Source organism: Marivita sp., from assembly GCF_020055675.1.
Lineage (GTDB): Bacteria > Pseudomonadota > Alphaproteobacteria > Rhodobacterales > Rhodobacteraceae > Marivita.
The window spans coordinates 172,222-188,101 of the sequence record NZ_JAIPUS010000003.1; the positions used below are offsets into that span (position 1 = coordinate 172,222).

Below are 15,880 nucleotides of genomic sequence, written 5' to 3' on the forward strand. Positions count from 1 at the left end.
TAAGGAAGAAAAGAGTTCTTTGGAGTCGTGGCGAGTTGTTGCGGCTTTCTTCTTTGAGGTATATTGAAATAAAAATTTCAATCCAAAGGAGATTTCCGTTGTTGGGCACTAGCTTCAAATGCGAGTTCACGGTCGGCGAAGCGATCGGTCAAATAGTTATCTGGCTGATATTGTCGATCATAACTTTGGGATTGGCGCTGTTCGTGCTTCCTTATTACTTCGTGAAGGCTCCAATCAACCGCACCTATGTTGTCGACGCAGAGGGGTCGAAGATCGGCAAGCTCACGGTAGACATCGCGTTTGTTGACATACTCGGACATGCACTTGTCTGGTTGCTTCTGACAATTGTGACGCTCGGGTTGGCGTACTTCATCTATTGGTCTGCGGTGATAAAAAGATTGATGAATGCTGCCAAGATCACTGAGGTCTGAGAGACCCTTGACGCGAACGCGAATTACTCCTATCCACCCGCATCTCGTCAAGAGAATCATCGTCGCAGACCGGGTCGCTCCCGTTTGCGGAGCACCTGATCAGCTGAAGGCCCCTGGGGTGAAACCTGCGGGCCTTATGTTGTGAAAAAAGGGTCTGGCGCTACGGACCCGCAACGAAAAGGAAGACCTACGTGGCACGTATTGCTGGCGTGAACATTCCCACAGGGAAACGTGTTCCAATCGCCCTCACCTACATCACCGGTATCGGCCACTCCTCTGCATTGCAGATTTGCGAGGCGACCGGTATCGACCAGACCCGCCGTGTGAACGAGCTGAGCGATGCCGAAGTGCTCGCCGTTCGCGAACATATTGACAGCAATTACACGGTCGAAGGCGACTTGCGCCGCGAAGTGCAGATGAACGTCAAGCGTTTGATGGATCTGGGCTGCTACCGTGGCCTGCGCCATCGTCGCAACCTCCCTGTCCGCGGCCAGCGGACCCACACCAACGCACGTACCCGCAAAGGCCCCGCAAAGGCCATTGCCGGTAAGAAGAAGTAAGGGAGGTCTGCACCAATGGCACGTGATACCCGTCGTGGAGGCAAGAAAAAGGTCTCCAAGAACATCGCTGCTGGCGTCGCGCATGTGAACTCCAGCTTCAACAACACCAAGGTCCTGATCTCCGACGTGCAAGGCAACGCCATCTCCTGGTCGTCCGCTGGCACGATGGGCTTCAAGGGCTCGCGGAAATCGACACCCTACGCCGCGCAGCTTGCAGCAGAAGATGCTGGCAAAAAAGCGCAGGAACATGGCGTGAAGACGCTTGAGGTCGAAGTTCAGGGTCCCGGTTCGGGTCGTGAATCGGCGTTGCGCGCCCTGGCCGCTGCCGGGTTCAACATCACCTCGATCCGTGACGTGACCCCGATGGCGCATAACGGCTGCCGTCCGCCAAAACGCCGCCGCGTCTAAGCCGGAAAGATTTACAGACATGGCTCTGCTGTCTGGCAGGGCCATGTCTTCGTCATTTTAACCTCGGGCGTCTTTGCTTATCGGACATGGGGCAGGGACAGGAATGGAGGGACGCATGATCCACAAAAACTGGGCAGAATTGATCAAGCCGACACAGCTTGATGTCAAGCCGGGCGCAGACCCCGCGCGCGTGGCGACTGCTGTTGCCGAACCGCTGGAGCGCGGATTCGGTCTCACTCTTGGCAATGCGCTGCGCCGCGTGCTGCTGTCGTCGCTTCAGGGCGCCGCCATCACTTCCGTGCAGATCGACAATGTGCTGCACGAGTTCTCCAGCGTTGCCGGTGTGCGCGAAGACGTGACAGACATCGTTCTGAACCTCAAGGGCGTGTCCCTGCGCATGGAAGTCGAAGGCCCCAAGCGTGTCTCGATCAATGCCAAGGGGCCGGGCGTTGTCACGGCCGGTGACATCTCGGAAACCAACGGCATCGAAGTGCTGAACCGCGACCACGTGATCTGTCACCTCGACGATGGTGCGGACCTTTACATGGAACTGACGGTCAACACTGGCAAGGGTTATGTCTCTGCCGACAAGAACAAGCCGGAAGACGCACCTATCGGCCTGATGCCGATCGACGCGATCTATTCGCCGGTCAAGAAGGTCTCTTATGACGTGCAGCCGACCCGCGAGGGCCAGGTGCTCGATTATGACAAGCTGACCATGAAGGTGGAAACCGACGGTTCCGTCACGCCCGAGGACGCGGTCGCCTATGCTGCGCGCATCCTTCAGGACCAGCTGTCTGTTTTCGTCAACTTCGACGAACCGGAAAGCGCGCGCCCGCAGGACGACGACGATGGCCTCGAATTCAACCCGCTTCTGCTCAAGAAGGTGGACGAGCTCGAGCTGTCGGTGCGGTCGGCCAACTGCCTGAAGAACGACAACATCGTTTATATTGGCGACCTGATCCAGAAAACCGAAGCCGAGATGCTCCGCACCCCGAACTTCGGCCGCAAGTCGCTGAACGAGATCAAGGAAGTGCTGTCGGGCATGGGCCTGCACCTTGGCATGGATGTCGAGGATTGGCCGCCAGACAACATCGAGGACCTGGCCAAGAAGCTGGAAGACTCGTTCTAAGAGATTGGCGTGAGGGGCGCCCCTCACGCCACCGGGCATCCGCCCCAAGGAGAGCCGCTGACACGCATCGGCGGCCGGACAAAGCAAAATCGCCCGTAGAGGGCCACATTCGGAGTAAGACACATGCGTCACGCAAGAGGCTATCGCCGCCTGAACCGCACCCACGAGCACCGCAAGGCGCTGTTCGCGAACATGTCCGGCTCGCTCATCGAACATGAGCAGATCAAGACAACCCTGCCCAAGGCCAAGGAACTGCGCCCGATCGTCGAAAAGCTGATCACGCTGGCCAAGCGCGGCGATATCCACGCCCGCCGCCAGGCCCGCGCGCAGCTCAAGCAGGACATGCATGTGTCCAAGCTTTTCGACGTGCTCGGCCCGCGCTTTGCCGAGCGCAAGGGCGGCTATATCCGCATCCTGAAAGCCGGGTTCCGCTATGGCGACATGGCGCCGATGGCGATCATCGAATTCGTCGACCGTGACGCCGACGCCAAGGGCGCCGCCGACAAGGCGCGCCTCGACGCCATGGAAATGGCCGACGAAGACTAAGAACCGCGCCGCTTTGGCACGAACACGGCCCCGCCCAAGTGGCGGGGCTTTTTCGTTTTGTGGGTAACGCGCGCCGCGTTTCGCCGGGCTTAACCCTTTCCCGCGATACCGCACGCCATCGGATCCGATATCCGTTCCGTCTTTTGGCGGGGCACCCAAAGCGACCACCCTCTCTCTACGGACGCTCTATGTGCGTTCAGACCATGAGAGACGCGTCTCAAAGGCCCTTCGGGGTACAGGCTCGGAGCCTTTCGGGGCTCTGCACGGGGGAGAGGACGTCCACCCAACTGGGATGGCGCCATCCACTTTTTCGAATACCGGACATCCGCAAATGGCCGGTCTCCAAAACCAAACGAAAGATCATCGCACCCGGTGCGGAACAGCACCGAAGATGCCCGCACCATCGCCAGACCGCCCCCCAGGCTGGCGATTGGTAGCCGTATGCGCACCGCTCCTTTGTCGTCCAGACATGGCAACTATAAAGCGCGCCGCTCACCCCAACGACGCCACCCCGCGGTCCGGCTATGGTGCACCTTGCGCTAACTGCTGCATTTTCTCTATTATTAGATCCAATTGCGAATTCCAATTATAGGCTTTAGCCACTGTATTTTCATCAAATTCATTATCATCTAAATTGGCAACAGGGTGAAATTTGGAAAATTCTTCCTTTATTTGTTCTTTCTCGGCCTCCAATTTGTTGAAATCTACTGCCAGATCATGATTCCAATTTCGCGTCCCATGCGTTTTCTTGACAAACACTGAAAAGGTTGCGTCGAGGGTGTGGATTTTTCGGGTAATATCTGCTTCCAACTTTTTGGCTTCTAACCACAAATCAGCAGTTCGCATGCTTATCTCTTGGGCAATTTGGCGATCTGCGCTTACGACAAGGTTTTTTTGCGCTTCAACAGAATTCTTAAGCTCTTGAGCCTGAATTCGAAGAGCATCCGCGCTGTTTCGTAATTCGTAGCCTTGCTGAAAAAAGCCTAGAACCAACCAAAACAGTGCCAATGGGCCAAATGCACCCGCAAGGAAATCTCCCCAATTATTAGGATCGAGATCAAGGAATGCCTGCCTTGATCGGTACGATAACGCAGCCACTACAAACAAATATGCAAGTGATACACAAAGGCCGATGACCTTTAGATTACGCATACTAAACATCCAACTCCTCAACAAACCGCGCGTTCTCCTGGATATACTGGAACCGCAGCTCGGGTTTTTTGCCCATCAGCCGTTCCACCAGGTCACCGGTTTCGCCGGGTTCGTCCTCGTCGATCGTCACCCGGATCAGCTTGCGGGACGCCGGGTCCATCGTGGTTTCTTTCAAATCCTTCGCGTCCATCTCGCCCAGACCCTTGAAGCGCTGGACGTCGATCTTGCCTTTGCCGCCCAGGCCCTGCTCCATCATCAGGTCCTTTTCGGCATCATCGGCCACGTAAAGCCGCTTGGCGCCCTGCGTCAGGCGGTACAAAGGCGGGCAGGCGAGGTACAAATGGCCCGTGTCGATCATCGGTCGCATCTGGGTGAAGAAGAAGGTCATCAGGAGCGAGGCGATATGGGCGCCGTCGACATCGGCGTCGGTCATGATGATGATCTTGTCATAGCGCAGGTCATCCACGTTGAACTTGGTCCCGAGGCCCACGCCCAAGGCCTGCGTCAGGTCGCTGATCTCGGCATTGGTGCCCAGTTTCGATGACGCGGCCCCCAGCACGTTCAGGATCTTTCCGCGCAGCGGCAGCAGGGCCTGGGTCTTTCGGTCACGCCCCATCTTGGCCGAGCCACCGGCCGAATCGCCCTCGACGATGAACAGCTCTGTGCCGTCGCGCGCGTTCGAGGTGCAATCCACCAGCTTGCCGGGCAGGCGCAGTTTCTTGGTTGCCGATTTGCGCTGGGTCTCTTTTTCCTGCCGCCGCCGCAGTCGTTCCTCGGCGCGCAGGATCAGGAAGTCGAGGATGGCCCCGGCGGATTTGGTATCGGCGGCCAGCCAGTTGTCAAAATGGTCGCGCACCGCGCCTTCGACCATGCGGTGTGCCTCGGTCGTGGCAAGCCGGTCCTTGGTCTGACCGACGAATTCCGGTTCCCGGATAAAGCAGGACACCAGCGCACAGCCTCCCGTGATCAGGTCATCCTTGTTGATCTGCGCCGCCTTCTTGTTGTTCGACAACTCGCCATAGCTGCGGATACCCTTGAGGATCGCAGCCCAGAACCCGGCCTCATGCGTGCCGCCCTCGGGCGTTGGCACCGTGTTGCAGTAGGACTGGATGAAGCCGTCGCGCGCCGGGGTCCAGTTGATCGCCCATTCGACCTTTCCCGCCGCGTTGAACTTGTCCCGAAAATCGACCGACCCGGCAAAGGGGCGCGCGGCATAGGTGGAGGCGCTGCCCAGCGTTTCGACCAGGTAATCCGCCAGACCGCCGGGGAAATGGAACGTGGCCTCGGACGGTGTTTCGCCATCGTCGATCGCCGATTTCCACCGGATCTCGACGCCGGAGAAGAGGTAGGCCTTGGACCGCACCATCTTGAGCATCCGCGCCGGTTTGAAGCGGTGCGAGCCGAATATTTCTTCGTCCGGGTGGAATGTCACGGTGGTGCCACGCCGGTTCGGCGCCTGGCCGATCTTCGACACCGGGCCCTGCGGCACGCCGCGTGCGAAGCGCTGTTCGAACAATTCCTTGTTGCGCGCGACCTGCACCACCATCGAATCCGACAGCGCGTTGACCACCGATGCGCCCACGCCGTGCAGACCGCCAGAGGTTTCGTAGGATTTCCCCGAAAATTTGCCGCCCGAGTGCAGCGTGCACAGGATCACTTCGAGCGCGGATTTCTCGGGAAACTTCGGATGCGGATCGATCGGGATGCCGCGGCCGTTGTCGCGGATCGTGACGGTGTAATCGGCGTGCAGTTCCACCTCGATCCGGTTGGCGTGTCCGGCGACGGCCTCGTCCATCGAGTTGTCGAGCACTTCGGCCACGAGGTGATGCAAGGCGCGTTCATCGGTGCCGCCGATATACATGCCCGGTCGTTTGCGCACCGGTTCGAGTCCTTCGAGGATCTCGATCGAGGCGGCATCGTAGTCGGTCGGTTCTTGCCCGGAGAGAAGGTCTTCGGCCATGGCTGCTGCTCTGTCTTTGTTGATTTGTGCCAGTATGGCAGAGCGCGGGGCAGGGTGGAAGCGCCTGTCGCGCCTCAGCCGGTCTTCTCTGCCTCGATCATCCGGTCCGCCTTGCGCCGCGTGAGCACTCCGCGCAGGTCGTGCATCGCCAGCAGCAGGGAATCCGTCACCAGGTCCAGTTGATCGTCGGTCGCCCGCGTTTGTGCCCATTGTGTCGTCAGGTTCAGGTGATCCACGGTCCGCAAGATATCATCGACATCGCGTTCGGCGATAACCAGCTTGCGGTTTGCCATCCAGTCCTGAATGACGCGGATATCCTCGTCGGTCAGAGGGCGGTTGCCATGCGGCTTGATCTCTCCATTGCGGACATTCACCACGGCGATCTGCTGCATCTCGATGCGCTTTTGGCGATTCTCGGTGTCGACTTGGAACACGATCGCGCCATTTTCGCGGACCCTGAAATAATACTCTGGAAGGGTACCGGCCATATTCACCTCTGCAGCCATGTTGATGCCACGCTGGCAATGCAGCCACGCTAACAATCAGAATCGATTCAAACCAGCCGCATGGGCAGAATTGTCAAACCCGCGCGGGACGTATTGCCCTGTGCACAGTCCAATCCATGGGTCAGGGGGTTACGTCAGGCCCGCACAGAAGGTCTGAATGCGCCGGCATGCCTCGGTCAGGGCCTCTTCCGAGGTGGCATAGCTCACCCGGAAATGAGGGCTCAGGCCGAACGCCGCACCAAAGACAACGGCAACGCCCTGCTCGTCCAGCAGCGCGGTGGCGAAAGCCTCGTCCGTGTCGATCAGCGTACCACCGGCACTGGTCTTGCCGATGCAGCCGGCGATCGAGGGATAGACGTAGAACGCACCCTCGGGCACCGGACAGGTGATACCCTCTGCGGCGTTCAACCCGGCCACGACAAGATCACGGCGCGCGCGGAACGCTTCGTTGCGCTCGGCCAGAAATTCTTGCGGACCGTTGAGAGCCTCGACCGTGGCCCATTGGCTGATCGAGCAGGGATTCGTCGTGGATTGCGACTGCAGCTTGCGCATTGCCGCGATCAGATGCTCCGGCCCCGCGGCATAGCCGATCCGCCAGCCGGTCATGGCATAGGCCTTTGACACGCCGTTGACCGTCAGGGTGCGGTCGTACAGCCTGGGTTCCACCTGCGCAGGGGTGCAGAACCGGAACCCGTCATAGGCCAGGTGTTCGTACATGTCGTCGGTCATGACCCAGACATGGGGGTGCCGCAAGAGGACATCGGTCAGTGCTTTCAACTGGTCACGGGTATATCCTGCGCCGGTCGGGTTCGATGGCGAATTGAAGATGAACCACTTGGTATTTGGCGTGATCGCCGCGTCCAGGGCGTCTGGCGTCAGGCGAAATCCCTCGTCCAGCGTTGTTTCCACGATCACCGGCGTGCCGCCCCCCAGCCGCACGATGTCGGGATAGCTGACCCAGTAGGGCGCGGGGATGATCACCTCGTCGCCAGGGTTGAGCGTCGCCATCAGGGCGTTGTAAAGAACCTGCTTGCCGCCGGTGGAGACGGCCACCTGTGACGGTCTGTACTCCAGCCCGTTTTCACGCGCGAACTTGGCGCAGATCGCCTCCTTGACCTCGGGAATCCCGTCAACGGCCGTGTACTTCGTTTTTCCCGCCTCGATTGCCGCAATCGCAGCGGTCTTGATGTTGTCCGGTGTGTCAAAGTCAGGTTCACCGGCGCCAAGACCGATCACATCGTGACCTGCGGCTTTCAGCTCCATCGCCTTTTGCGACACGGCCACGGTAGGAGACGGGCTGACGCGGGCGAGTGTGTCGGACAGGAACGGCATGGCTGGCTCTTGTTTGTGATTGTGGCCTGCCTGTCTTAGGGTGCGCTCGAACAACGATCAAGCAAGGATCGTGAAAGGAGACTTGATGACCGAAGTCGATCAGAACTGGTACGCCCCGGAAATCGCCACGTTTGGTGACCGTATGACCGCCGCGCGTGAAGCAGCCGGCATGACGCAAGACGCGCTGGCCAAGCGGATCGGCGTCAAGAAGGCCACCCTGCGCAGCTGGGAAAACGATCTGGCCGAACCGCGGGCGAACCGGTTGTCCATGCTCGCGGGGCTGCTCAATGTTTCCATGATGTGGCTTATCAACGGTGAGGGAGAAGGCATAGACGGTCCCGAGGCCGAAACAATGCCGGCGCACATGAGCGAGATCATTCACGAGATTCGCGGGATGAAAGCCGACATGCAGCGCAAGGCGGAACAACTGGCACGGCTGGAAAAGCGGCTGCGCACCATCATGGGGCCGCAGTCTTGACCGAAACCCGAGAGCACCGGCTGAAGCGCCTGTCCATGCGGTCCATGCGGCGTGGGATCAAGGAGATGGACATCATCCTGTCGCGTTATGCACAGCGGCGGTTACAGGACTTTGATGAGGCTGCACTGGACCGCTACGATGCGCTGCTGGCGGAAAATGACCAGGATCTCTACCAATGGGTAAGCGGTCAGAAACCGCCACCCGAGGCACTTCGCGACCTGATCACGGATATTTCCGAAGTGGCGTTCCAGCGCTGACTCGCACGCATTTTTCGCTTTAACCGATTATTCGGTTTTATCGCGCAGTCTTCGTCTCAACAGGTTAGGCGGAGATTTCAATGAGCATACATGCATCTGTTGACCAGGGGGGCGGGACCGGTGTCCTTGATGGCTATCTGGAAGCGCTCGCGCTTGTGGAGCGGCTTCACAGGTTGCTTCTGGACGTGATCAAGGACGAATTCGAACGTGTTGGCATCATCGAAATCAATGCGGTCCAGGCGCTGCTGTTGTTCAATATCGGCGATCACGAGGTCACCGCAGGAGAGCTGAAAACGCGTGGATATTACCAGGGCAGCAATGTCAGTTACAACCTGAAAAAGCTGGTCGATATGGGGTATATGCACCACCAGCGCTGCGAGATCGATCGCCGGTCGGTGCGCGTGCGGCTTACCTCGCGGGGGCGGGAAATCCGCGATCTGATTTCGGCGCTCTTCGCGCGTCATGCGGATGGGCTGATCGACAATAACGTGATCGATCACGACACCCTTGGCGACATGAGCGATACCCTGCGCCGAATGGAGCGTTACTGGACCGATCAAATCCGCTATATCTATTGACGGCGTCTCGACTGGTCGGCGGGCAGCGCGCCAAGGATCATGTCGTTCAGCTCCCGGAACAGCTTGCGGGTCATCGCCTCTTGATATCCTTGGTAGCCTTGCGATGTTTCGACGAAAGCGCCGGTGCCAAAGCGCACCTCGCGGTCAAAATAGTCAACCACATCCTTGGTCCCGCCCAGAACGGCAAGACCGTTCACCGTGACATTGCGGAACGGAAAGTTCCTGTAGGCGAGGGTGGGTGAAAACCCCTCGTTGTTTTCACCATCCCCGGACAGGTCGATCACCTGCCGATCACAGTCCGGCCCGCGCGACAACAGGGTTGCCCCATAGCCCAGGGCATAGCCCATCGCTGTGGGAAACCGGGAATAGCTGCGCGGCGTGCTGCGCAGCGTCTGGATTACCTCGTCAATCGCGGCATCGTCGTGCAACCGGGTCCAGTCGCTGATCAGTTCTCTTTGGCGGCGCCCGCTCCATTCATAGATCGCCATCGCCACATGCCCGTCACCGTCCAGAATTGCGGACCGGATCCCCGGGTCATCCAGTGCCGCTGCAAGACCGTCGCGTTGCAGAATGTACTCCGCATCATCAACCGACGAGGACACATCCAACGCCAGAACCAGCGCCAGGCGGCAATCGGCTTGGGCATGAAGGTCGGATGCGGTGGCACCCAAAGTTGCCGATGCCACCGCTATTCCTGCCAGCCAGGATCGCATCCGTTTACCAGTGCCCGGTGTTTTCCATGCTCGCCCAAGGCTCCTGTCGGGGCAACGCGTCACCTGCCTGCAGCAGCTCGATCGAGATGTTGTCGGGGGATCGGACGAAGGCCATGTGCCCATCCCGCGGCGGGCGGTTGATGGTCACACCATTGTCCATGAGATGTTGGCACATCGCGTAAATGTCGTCCACGCTGTAGGCGAGGTGACCGAAATGGCGGCTGTCGGATGGCAAGGCGTCATCGCCGTCCCAGTTATAGGTCAACTCGACCGGGCAGTCTTCCTGCCCTTCGGGGGCCATGAAGACCAGGGTGAAGCGACCTTTTTCGTTGTCCATCCGCTTGGTCTCTTTCAGACCCAGCAGACTGTAGAATTTCATCGACGCGTCAAGGTCTTTCACGCGCACCATGGTGTGGAGATATCGAAGGGGCATCTTGTCCTCATAGGTTGGGTTGCAAGGAGGCTAAGCCATAGAGCCGAGATGTCGAGAGCGAATGCGCGGTCAGAATGCGGAGCGCACGCCCAGTTGAATGCCGTAATTCTCGGTCTCGTAAAGGTCGATATTCGTATCCGTCTTTTCGGCATTCAGTGTCACCGTCGGCATGAAACCGTAAAAATCCATCTCGGTCAGGGCGGCGGTGACGCGCGCCTCGATGGCCCGTTCATCCCGCCCGTCAGGGGTCAGGCTGGATGCATCATGGTGTTTTTCAGAAATGGAAATCCCGAAGTCCAGCTTTGCGGGCCCTACGGGTTTCGCCATCGTATAGCTCGCAGACAGGGTACGCTGGTCGTAATCGAGATAGTCTGCATCGCTGGTCGATTGCACGGCATGGGTGCTCAGCGAAACCTGGTCTCCATTTCGCAGCGCAATTCCGTATCCCAGACTGGCCCGCAGGATCGTCGCGTCGTCCCGGCTACCGACGCCATCTTGCCCTTCCCGGCTGATCCCGGCGCTGACCTGTCCGCGTTTGCTGGTCGCGCGGCGGTAGTTGGCGCCGATCCGGGTGTAGTCAAGCAACGGATCGCCTGCGTACCATCTGCGTCCAAGCTGCGCGTTCCACCCGAGCCGGGCCGTGCCACCAGACAGGGCATGGCTTTCCCCGAGCGCGACATACGCGGAACTGGTGGCAAAATCGGTGCCCTGCGCATCGGGCGCGATATCCTTTGCGTCCTCCGACAGGATATAGGTGCGATGCGACACGCCGAAAGTCAGGTCTCTCCGCATGCGGTCATTCTCTGTGAGCCGATACCGGGTGCTGAACCCGGTCGAAATCTCGACCCCCGACAGCGCCTGTGCTTCGCCTTCCAGTCCAAATTCAAACGGCAACCCAAACAGCTCGGAAGAGTCATTACGGCTGCCGTTGTTGATGTTCGAACTGGGCGCAACCGAAAACCGTAGCTGCGTCGACCAAGGGTTCCGCCGGCGGACATAGACAAGATCCTCTGCCGCCCGCTGTTTCAGCGTCTCGTTGGGCGCCAGCTCTATCGCGCGCCGCAGCCAGAATTGTGCCGAGGTCCGCCGCCCATCGGAAGACAGGGCTTGCGCGGTGGCCAGCGCCGCAGCGTATTGCGATTGTGCGTCATCCGCCAATGACCAGCCGCGCCGGGCATGCCTCAAGGCATCCTCATTCCGGCCCAGATCCCGCGCCGCCCGGGACCGGATCAGATGCGCGTTCAGGTCGGTGTCGTCTCGACTAATCAGTGCCTCTGACAGGTCAAAGGCCACACTCGCCTGCCCGCGAAGTGCGGCCTGGCCAGCAAGCTCGCGCATTTCGGACGGGGACAATGCGTCCTGGGCAGATGCTTGAGAAACAAACAGGCCGAGTAGCAAAGCGTTTGCCGTAAGAACACGAGCAGCCTGCATCATGCGACGTGCCACGGCACCGTTAGCGGCGAACCGCGATGAAACCACCGGTTTCTCGTACCGTCACACCGTCAAAACGTGGATCATCGTTTTCAATTACCACAACGCCGGCGATTTCGCCCCCGGGCTCTGACGCGTGGTCTCCGGCCATGACGGCGAAAAACTGTCCGTCTTCCTCAATCGACTCTGTCAAGGGAGCTTCACTCCCGGCAGTAAAGACCGTTCCGACCAACTCTCCGTTCAGGTCGCCGACATTCGGGCCGATTTTAAACGAGATGACTGGCATTTCGCTTAAAGCCACATCTCCGTTGGCTGCACTGAGCGCATCGAGATATGCGCGTGTGATGTCGTTGCCTTCCAGATCGAACAACCTGCGTTCGGATATGAGTCCTCTCACGGCGTTGTCGCATTCTGCCTCAGCGCAGTTGCCTCGAAATCCGCTGAAGTCGATATCGATTTCCGCCCTGCCGTCTGCATATTCGAGACCAGATCTTCCATCGAAGTCGCGAAGCGCTGCATAAGCGCCCTCATAGGTTGCTTGTCCCTCCGCCGGAATCACGACGTCGCCATTCCTTTGATAAATGAACCCGCCAAAGCCGTAGTTTATGTACGCACCTGTACGAACAATTGCGAATTCCGTGTCTCCGCTATCGCTGACGCCGTAGATTGCGCGATGCAAAAACTGGGGGATCGGAGTTTCTGTTAGGGAATCAGGAAATTCGACCGGTGCTTCGTAGACGCTGTAGCGCGCACCTGGCAGATCAAACCGACCGCCAAGGGACCCCGGATCAGAAGGTGTGAAGCGATCACCGTCCACCTGATTTCCGTCAAATCCAAGGCCGTCAACAAAAAATGTATCATCATCTTCATTGTAGCTTACGGACCTGACGTAGCCGTTGCCGATTTCCTCGTCAAAAGACTCACGCCGGAAAATCGAGTCGTCCCGGGTGGGCGATTCTGTCCCGGGAGGCAGTTCACGATCACTGTCGATCGGCGTTCCATCATCACCGCCTTCGCCTGCACCACCATCTGCGCCGTCTTCGGAGGGCGATTGCAGAACGTCGCCGCCGCCGCTGTCGCAGGCGGAGACGAAACCAAAACACAGCAAGAGGAAAAGAATGCGCGTCATCAAAATACTGCCCCGGATAACCTTGGTCTTTTTCCCGACCTCTACCCGAAAATCTGGCAGAAGCACTGCAAAGTCAACGCATAGTACACCGCAGCCACCGAAAATCCCTGCCACTGCGGCGCAGTTGCATGATACCAGTCTTGGTGGTTTCTACTGCTTCGCCCGCGAGATATAGTCTGCATCGACTCATCCTAGTGGAAAGGATTCGCCATGCCCCTGTCGCCGGATCAAGAGGCCGAAATCACCGAGCTGCGCAGCGCGCCGCAACAGACGCTGCGCGCGGTCAGCGATGGCATGGAGGCGCATCTTTATACCGCCTATCCTGTGCTGGACCACGGCTTTATCCGGGTGGTGGACTATATGGGCGACGACGCGGCGATCTGCCAGGCGGCACGGGTGTCGTATGGCAAGGGCACGAAGTCGGTTCAGAATGACGAGGGGCTGATCCGCTACCTGATGCGGCACTGGCATTCTACCCCCTTCGAGATGTGCGAGATCAAGCTGCACGTCAAATTGCCGGTCTTCGTCGCACGGCAGTGGATCCGGCACCGTACGGCCAACGTCAACGAATATTCGGCCCGGTATTCGATCCTCGACCGGGAGTTCTATATTCCCGCGCCGGACCAGCTCAATGCGCAATCGGTGGTAAACAACCAGGGGCGCGGGACATCGCTCGAAGGGGAGGAGGCCGACCGCGTGCTGCGGTACCTGCGGGATGACGCGATGCGCTGTTATGATCATTACGAAGAGATGATCAGCCAGGATGGCCAGCAGGGGCTGGCGCGCGAACTGGCCCGGATGAACCTGCCCGCGAATATTTACACGCAATGGTATTGGAAGGTCGATCTGCACAACCTGCTCCATTTCCTTCGGTTGCGCGCAGATTCGCACGCGCAGTATGAAATAAGGGTTTACGCCGACGAGATTTGCAAGGTCGTCGCCGACTGGGTCCCCTTCGCCTACCGGGCCTTCGAGGATTACCGCATGGGGGGCGCAAACCTGTCGGCGACCGGTCTTGAGTGTGTCCGGCGGATGCTGAAGGGGGAGACCGTGACGCAGGAAACGTCCGGCATGTCCAAGGGGGAATGGCGGGAGTTCGAGGGATTGTTCGGCTAGGTCGTGCCGATTGCCCTTTTGGGTCAGGTGCTTTGCATCGGCCCATGCGTCGCCCACGAGGCATCTGGATTGACGGTTGGCAGGGCTGCGCCAAAGCATGGCCCCTGGCCTTGTCCGGCACGCCGGACCGGGGGGTGATCAGCCGAATCGTGAGGACACTGCGCCTTGGCCGCAGGCGGGATTTGCCCGCGACCAATGCGCGATTTTTCACCGGCATGGCTGTGAACCACCTCATCGGGCTGAACTTTTTGCCATTCTGGCAAACGCCGTGGTTTCCGTTTTGCCATGTGGTGCGTATACTCCAGCGCCAGGACACGCGTGAAACCGGCGTGCGACCAAGGGGATGCGAGACGATGATACGGTCCGAATTGATCCAGAAGATTGCTGATGACAATCCGCATTTGTACCAGCGCGATGTTGAGCGCATAGTGAACACGGTTTTCGAAGAAATCATCGATGCGATGGCCCGAGGGGACCGGGTCGAACTGCGTGGGTTCGGCGCATTTTCCGTCAAGAAACGGGAGGCCCGTGTCGGCCGCAACCCGCGCACGGGCGAGTCGGTGGAAGTGGAAGAGAAGCATGTGCCGTTCTTCAAGACCGGCAAATTGTTGCGAGACAGGTTGAATGGGAAGTAAACTCTGATGCGATACATTCGCTATGCATTTCTTGCGACGCTGGCCATCGTGCTGGTGTCAGTCGCCCTGGCAAACCGGGGGATGGTGCAGCTGTCGCTTTTCCCAAGCGGACTGGCCGATCTTGCCGGCATGAACCGATCCATCGAGTTGCCGATGTTCGTCGTCATCTTTGGCGGGATCGTCGCGGGCTTGCTGATCGGCTTCATCTGGGAGTGGCTGCGCGAGCACAAGTACCGGGCTCAGGCGTCGCGCAAGGAGGCCGAGGTCAAGAAGCTGGAACGCGAATTGCGGCGCACCAAGGCCGAGCGCGACAAGGACAAGGACGAGGTTCTGGCGCTTCTGGACGAGGCAGGCTGAGCGGGTTTCATGGCATCCGGAATTCGAACCAAGATCTGCGGGCTGACCCGGCCCGAAGACGTGGCCGCTGCCGCGGGAGCAGGGGCGGCCTATGTCGGGTTCGTGTTCTTTCCCAAGAGCCCGCGCAACGTCTCGTTGTCCCAGGCGCGCGACCTTGCGGTGGTTGTGCCTGTTGGCGTGGCCAAGGTGGCGCTGGTCGTGAATGCCGATGACGCGGCGCTGGATGCCATCACCGATGCGGTGCCGCTGGACATGTTGCAATTGCACGGCTCGGAAACGCCGGAGCGTGTTGCCGGGATCCGGTCGCGCTATGGCTTGCCGGTGATGAAGGCTGTTGGCGTGGCGGATGCGCAGGATGCCGCGGCGCTGGATGTCTATTCCGAGGTGGCGGACCAGTTGCTTGTCGATGCGAAGCCGCCCAGGGAGGCGACGCTGCCCGGCGGCAATGGCGTGACGTTTGACTGGCGGCTGGTTTCGAACCGGCGTTGGTCCGTCCCGTGGATGCTGGCCGGTGGCCTGACGCCGGACAACGTGGCCGAGGCGGTGGCGCTGACGGGCGCACGGCAAGTCGATGTGTCCTCGGGTGTGGAGGCGTCCCCGGGGATCAAGGATGCCGCCCTGATCCGCGCCTTTGTCGATGCGCTGCGGGTGCCCACGCTGCGATAGCGGGTTCGGCACGATGGCGCTCTGCGCCCAGGTCCGCCGCGTGCTTTTGAAAGAATGCCG

Annotated in this window: 20 protein-coding genes; 12 read left to right on the plus strand and 8 right to left on the minus strand. The window is 59.4% G+C overall.

Annotated elements, in window-relative coordinates; translation table 11 throughout:
• Nucleotides 1–98: 98 nt before the first annotated feature.
• The 5 genes from LCF59_RS03935 (at nt 99) to rplQ (ending at nt 3,077) form a co-directional block, all read left to right on the plus strand.
• Nucleotides 99–431, plus strand: coding sequence for a DUF6693 family protein (locus LCF59_RS03935; protein WP_292285797.1), 333 nt, complete (start codon nt 99–101; stop codon nt 429–431).
• A gap of 191 nt (nt 432–622) precedes the next feature.
• Nucleotides 623–991 carry a 30S ribosomal protein S13 gene (rpsM, locus tag LCF59_RS03940; protein ID WP_292285799.1) on the plus strand — a complete coding sequence of 123 codons (369 nt, stop codon included), beginning with the start codon at nt 623–625 and terminating at the stop codon, nt 989–991.
• 15 nt (nt 992–1,006) lie between these two features.
• Nucleotides 1,007–1,399: a 30S ribosomal protein S11 gene (gene rpsK / locus LCF59_RS03945; RefSeq protein WP_292285801.1), complete on the plus strand. Its 393-nt coding sequence runs from the start codon at nt 1,007–1,009 to the stop codon at nt 1,397–1,399.
• 115 nt (nt 1,400–1,514) lie between these two features.
• Nucleotides 1,515–2,531, plus strand: coding sequence for a DNA-directed RNA polymerase subunit alpha (locus LCF59_RS03950; protein WP_292285803.1), 1,017 nt, complete (start codon nt 1,515–1,517; stop codon nt 2,529–2,531).
• 123 nt (nt 2,532–2,654) lie between these two features.
• Nucleotides 2,655–3,077, plus strand: a complete 423-nt coding sequence (rplQ, locus tag LCF59_RS03955; RefSeq protein WP_292285805.1) for a 50S ribosomal protein L17 — start codon at nt 2,655–2,657, stop codon at nt 3,075–3,077.
• Nucleotides 3,078–3,599: 522 nt separating this feature from the next.
• Here the strand turns inward: rplQ and LCF59_RS03960 are convergent.
• The 4 genes from LCF59_RS03960 to LCF59_RS03975 form a co-directional block, all read right to left on the minus strand.
• The gene (locus LCF59_RS03960; RefSeq protein WP_292285807.1) at nt 3,600–4,229 is read right to left on the minus strand and encodes a hypothetical protein; all 630 of its coding nucleotides are present in this window, start codon (nt 4,227–4,229) and stop codon (nt 3,600–3,602) included.
• A 1-nt stretch (nt 4,230) separates the two neighbouring features.
• Entirely contained in the window at nt 4,231–6,189 is a 1,959-nt protein-coding gene (gene parE / locus LCF59_RS03965; protein WP_292285809.1) for a DNA topoisomerase IV subunit B, read from the minus strand.
• A 74-nt stretch (nt 6,190–6,263) separates the two neighbouring features.
• Nucleotides 6,264–6,677, minus strand: coding sequence for a hypothetical protein (locus LCF59_RS03970; RefSeq protein WP_292285811.1), 414 nt, complete (start codon nt 6,675–6,677; stop codon nt 6,264–6,266).
• A 147-nt stretch (nt 6,678–6,824) separates the two neighbouring features.
• A complete protein-coding gene (locus tag LCF59_RS03975) occupies nt 6,825–8,027 on the minus strand; it encodes a pyridoxal phosphate-dependent aminotransferase (protein ID WP_292285813.1) in 1,203 nt (400 codons plus the stop codon).
• Nucleotides 8,028–8,112: 85 nt separating this feature from the next.
• Here LCF59_RS03975 and LCF59_RS03980 point away from each other — a divergent pair, with 85 nt between their 5' ends.
• The 3 genes from LCF59_RS03980 (at nt 8,113) to LCF59_RS03990 (ending at nt 9,340) form a co-directional block, all read left to right on the plus strand.
• Complete coding sequence (locus LCF59_RS03980) at nt 8,113–8,505, plus strand: helix-turn-helix transcriptional regulator (RefSeq protein WP_292285815.1); 393 nt, start codon at nt 8,113–8,115, stop codon at nt 8,503–8,505.
• A complete protein-coding gene (locus LCF59_RS03985) occupies nt 8,502–8,762 on the plus strand; it encodes a succinate dehydrogenase assembly factor 2 (RefSeq protein ID WP_292285817.1) in 261 nt (86 codons plus the stop codon). Before LCF59_RS03980 ends, LCF59_RS03985 begins: the two co-directional genes overlap by 4 nt.
• A gap of 80 nt (nt 8,763–8,842) precedes the next feature.
• Nucleotides 8,843–9,340, plus strand: coding sequence for a winged helix DNA-binding protein (locus LCF59_RS03990; protein ID WP_292285819.1), 498 nt, complete (start codon nt 8,843–8,845; stop codon nt 9,338–9,340).
• Here LCF59_RS03990 and LCF59_RS03995 read toward each other — a convergent pair.
• The 4 genes from LCF59_RS03995 to LCF59_RS04010 all read right to left on the minus strand — a co-directional run bounded on the left by LCF59_RS03995 (nt 9,334) and on the right by LCF59_RS04010 (nt 13,046).
• Complete coding sequence (locus LCF59_RS03995; protein WP_292285821.1) at nt 9,334–10,026, minus strand: DUF1194 domain-containing protein; 693 nt, start codon at nt 10,024–10,026, stop codon at nt 9,334–9,336. The two genes, LCF59_RS03990 and LCF59_RS03995, sit on opposite strands and share 7 nt — an antisense overlap.
• A 31-nt stretch (nt 10,027–10,057) precedes the next feature.
• The gene (locus tag LCF59_RS04000) at nt 10,058–10,486 is read right to left on the minus strand and encodes a VOC family protein (RefSeq protein ID WP_292285823.1); all 429 of its coding nucleotides are present in this window, start codon (nt 10,484–10,486) and stop codon (nt 10,058–10,060) included.
• Between the two features lie 69 nt (nt 10,487–10,555).
• Nucleotides 10,556–11,839 carry a hypothetical protein gene (locus tag LCF59_RS04005; protein WP_292285825.1) on the minus strand — a complete coding sequence of 428 codons (1,284 nt, stop codon included), beginning with the start codon at nt 11,837–11,839 and terminating at the stop codon, nt 10,556–10,558.
• 100 nt (nt 11,840–11,939) lie between these two features.
• Entirely contained in the window at nt 11,940–13,046 is a 1,107-nt protein-coding gene (locus LCF59_RS04010; protein WP_292285827.1) for a hypothetical protein, read from the minus strand.
• A 210-nt stretch (nt 13,047–13,256) separates the two neighbouring features.
• Between LCF59_RS04010 and thyX the strand changes: the two genes are divergently transcribed.
• From thyX to LCF59_RS04030, 4 genes are all read left to right on the plus strand, one after another.
• Nucleotides 13,257–14,162: an FAD-dependent thymidylate synthase gene (gene thyX, locus LCF59_RS04015; protein ID WP_292285828.1), complete on the plus strand. Its 906-nt coding sequence runs from the start codon at nt 13,257–13,259 to the stop codon at nt 14,160–14,162.
• Between the two features lie 353 nt (nt 14,163–14,515).
• Nucleotides 14,516–14,797 carry an integration host factor subunit beta gene (ihfB, locus tag LCF59_RS04020; protein ID WP_292285939.1) on the plus strand — a complete coding sequence of 94 codons (282 nt, stop codon included), beginning with the start codon at nt 14,516–14,518 and terminating at the stop codon, nt 14,795–14,797.
• A gap of 6 nt (nt 14,798–14,803) precedes the next feature.
• On the plus strand, nt 14,804–15,154 hold the full coding sequence (locus LCF59_RS04025; RefSeq protein ID WP_292285830.1) for a LapA family protein: 351 nt from the start codon (nt 14,804–14,806) through the stop codon (nt 15,152–15,154).
• Nucleotides 15,155–15,163: 9 nt separating this feature from the next.
• Nucleotides 15,164–15,820, plus strand: coding sequence for a phosphoribosylanthranilate isomerase (locus LCF59_RS04030; protein ID WP_292285831.1), 657 nt, complete (start codon nt 15,164–15,166; stop codon nt 15,818–15,820).
• Nucleotides 15,821–15,880 lie beyond the last annotated feature (60 nt).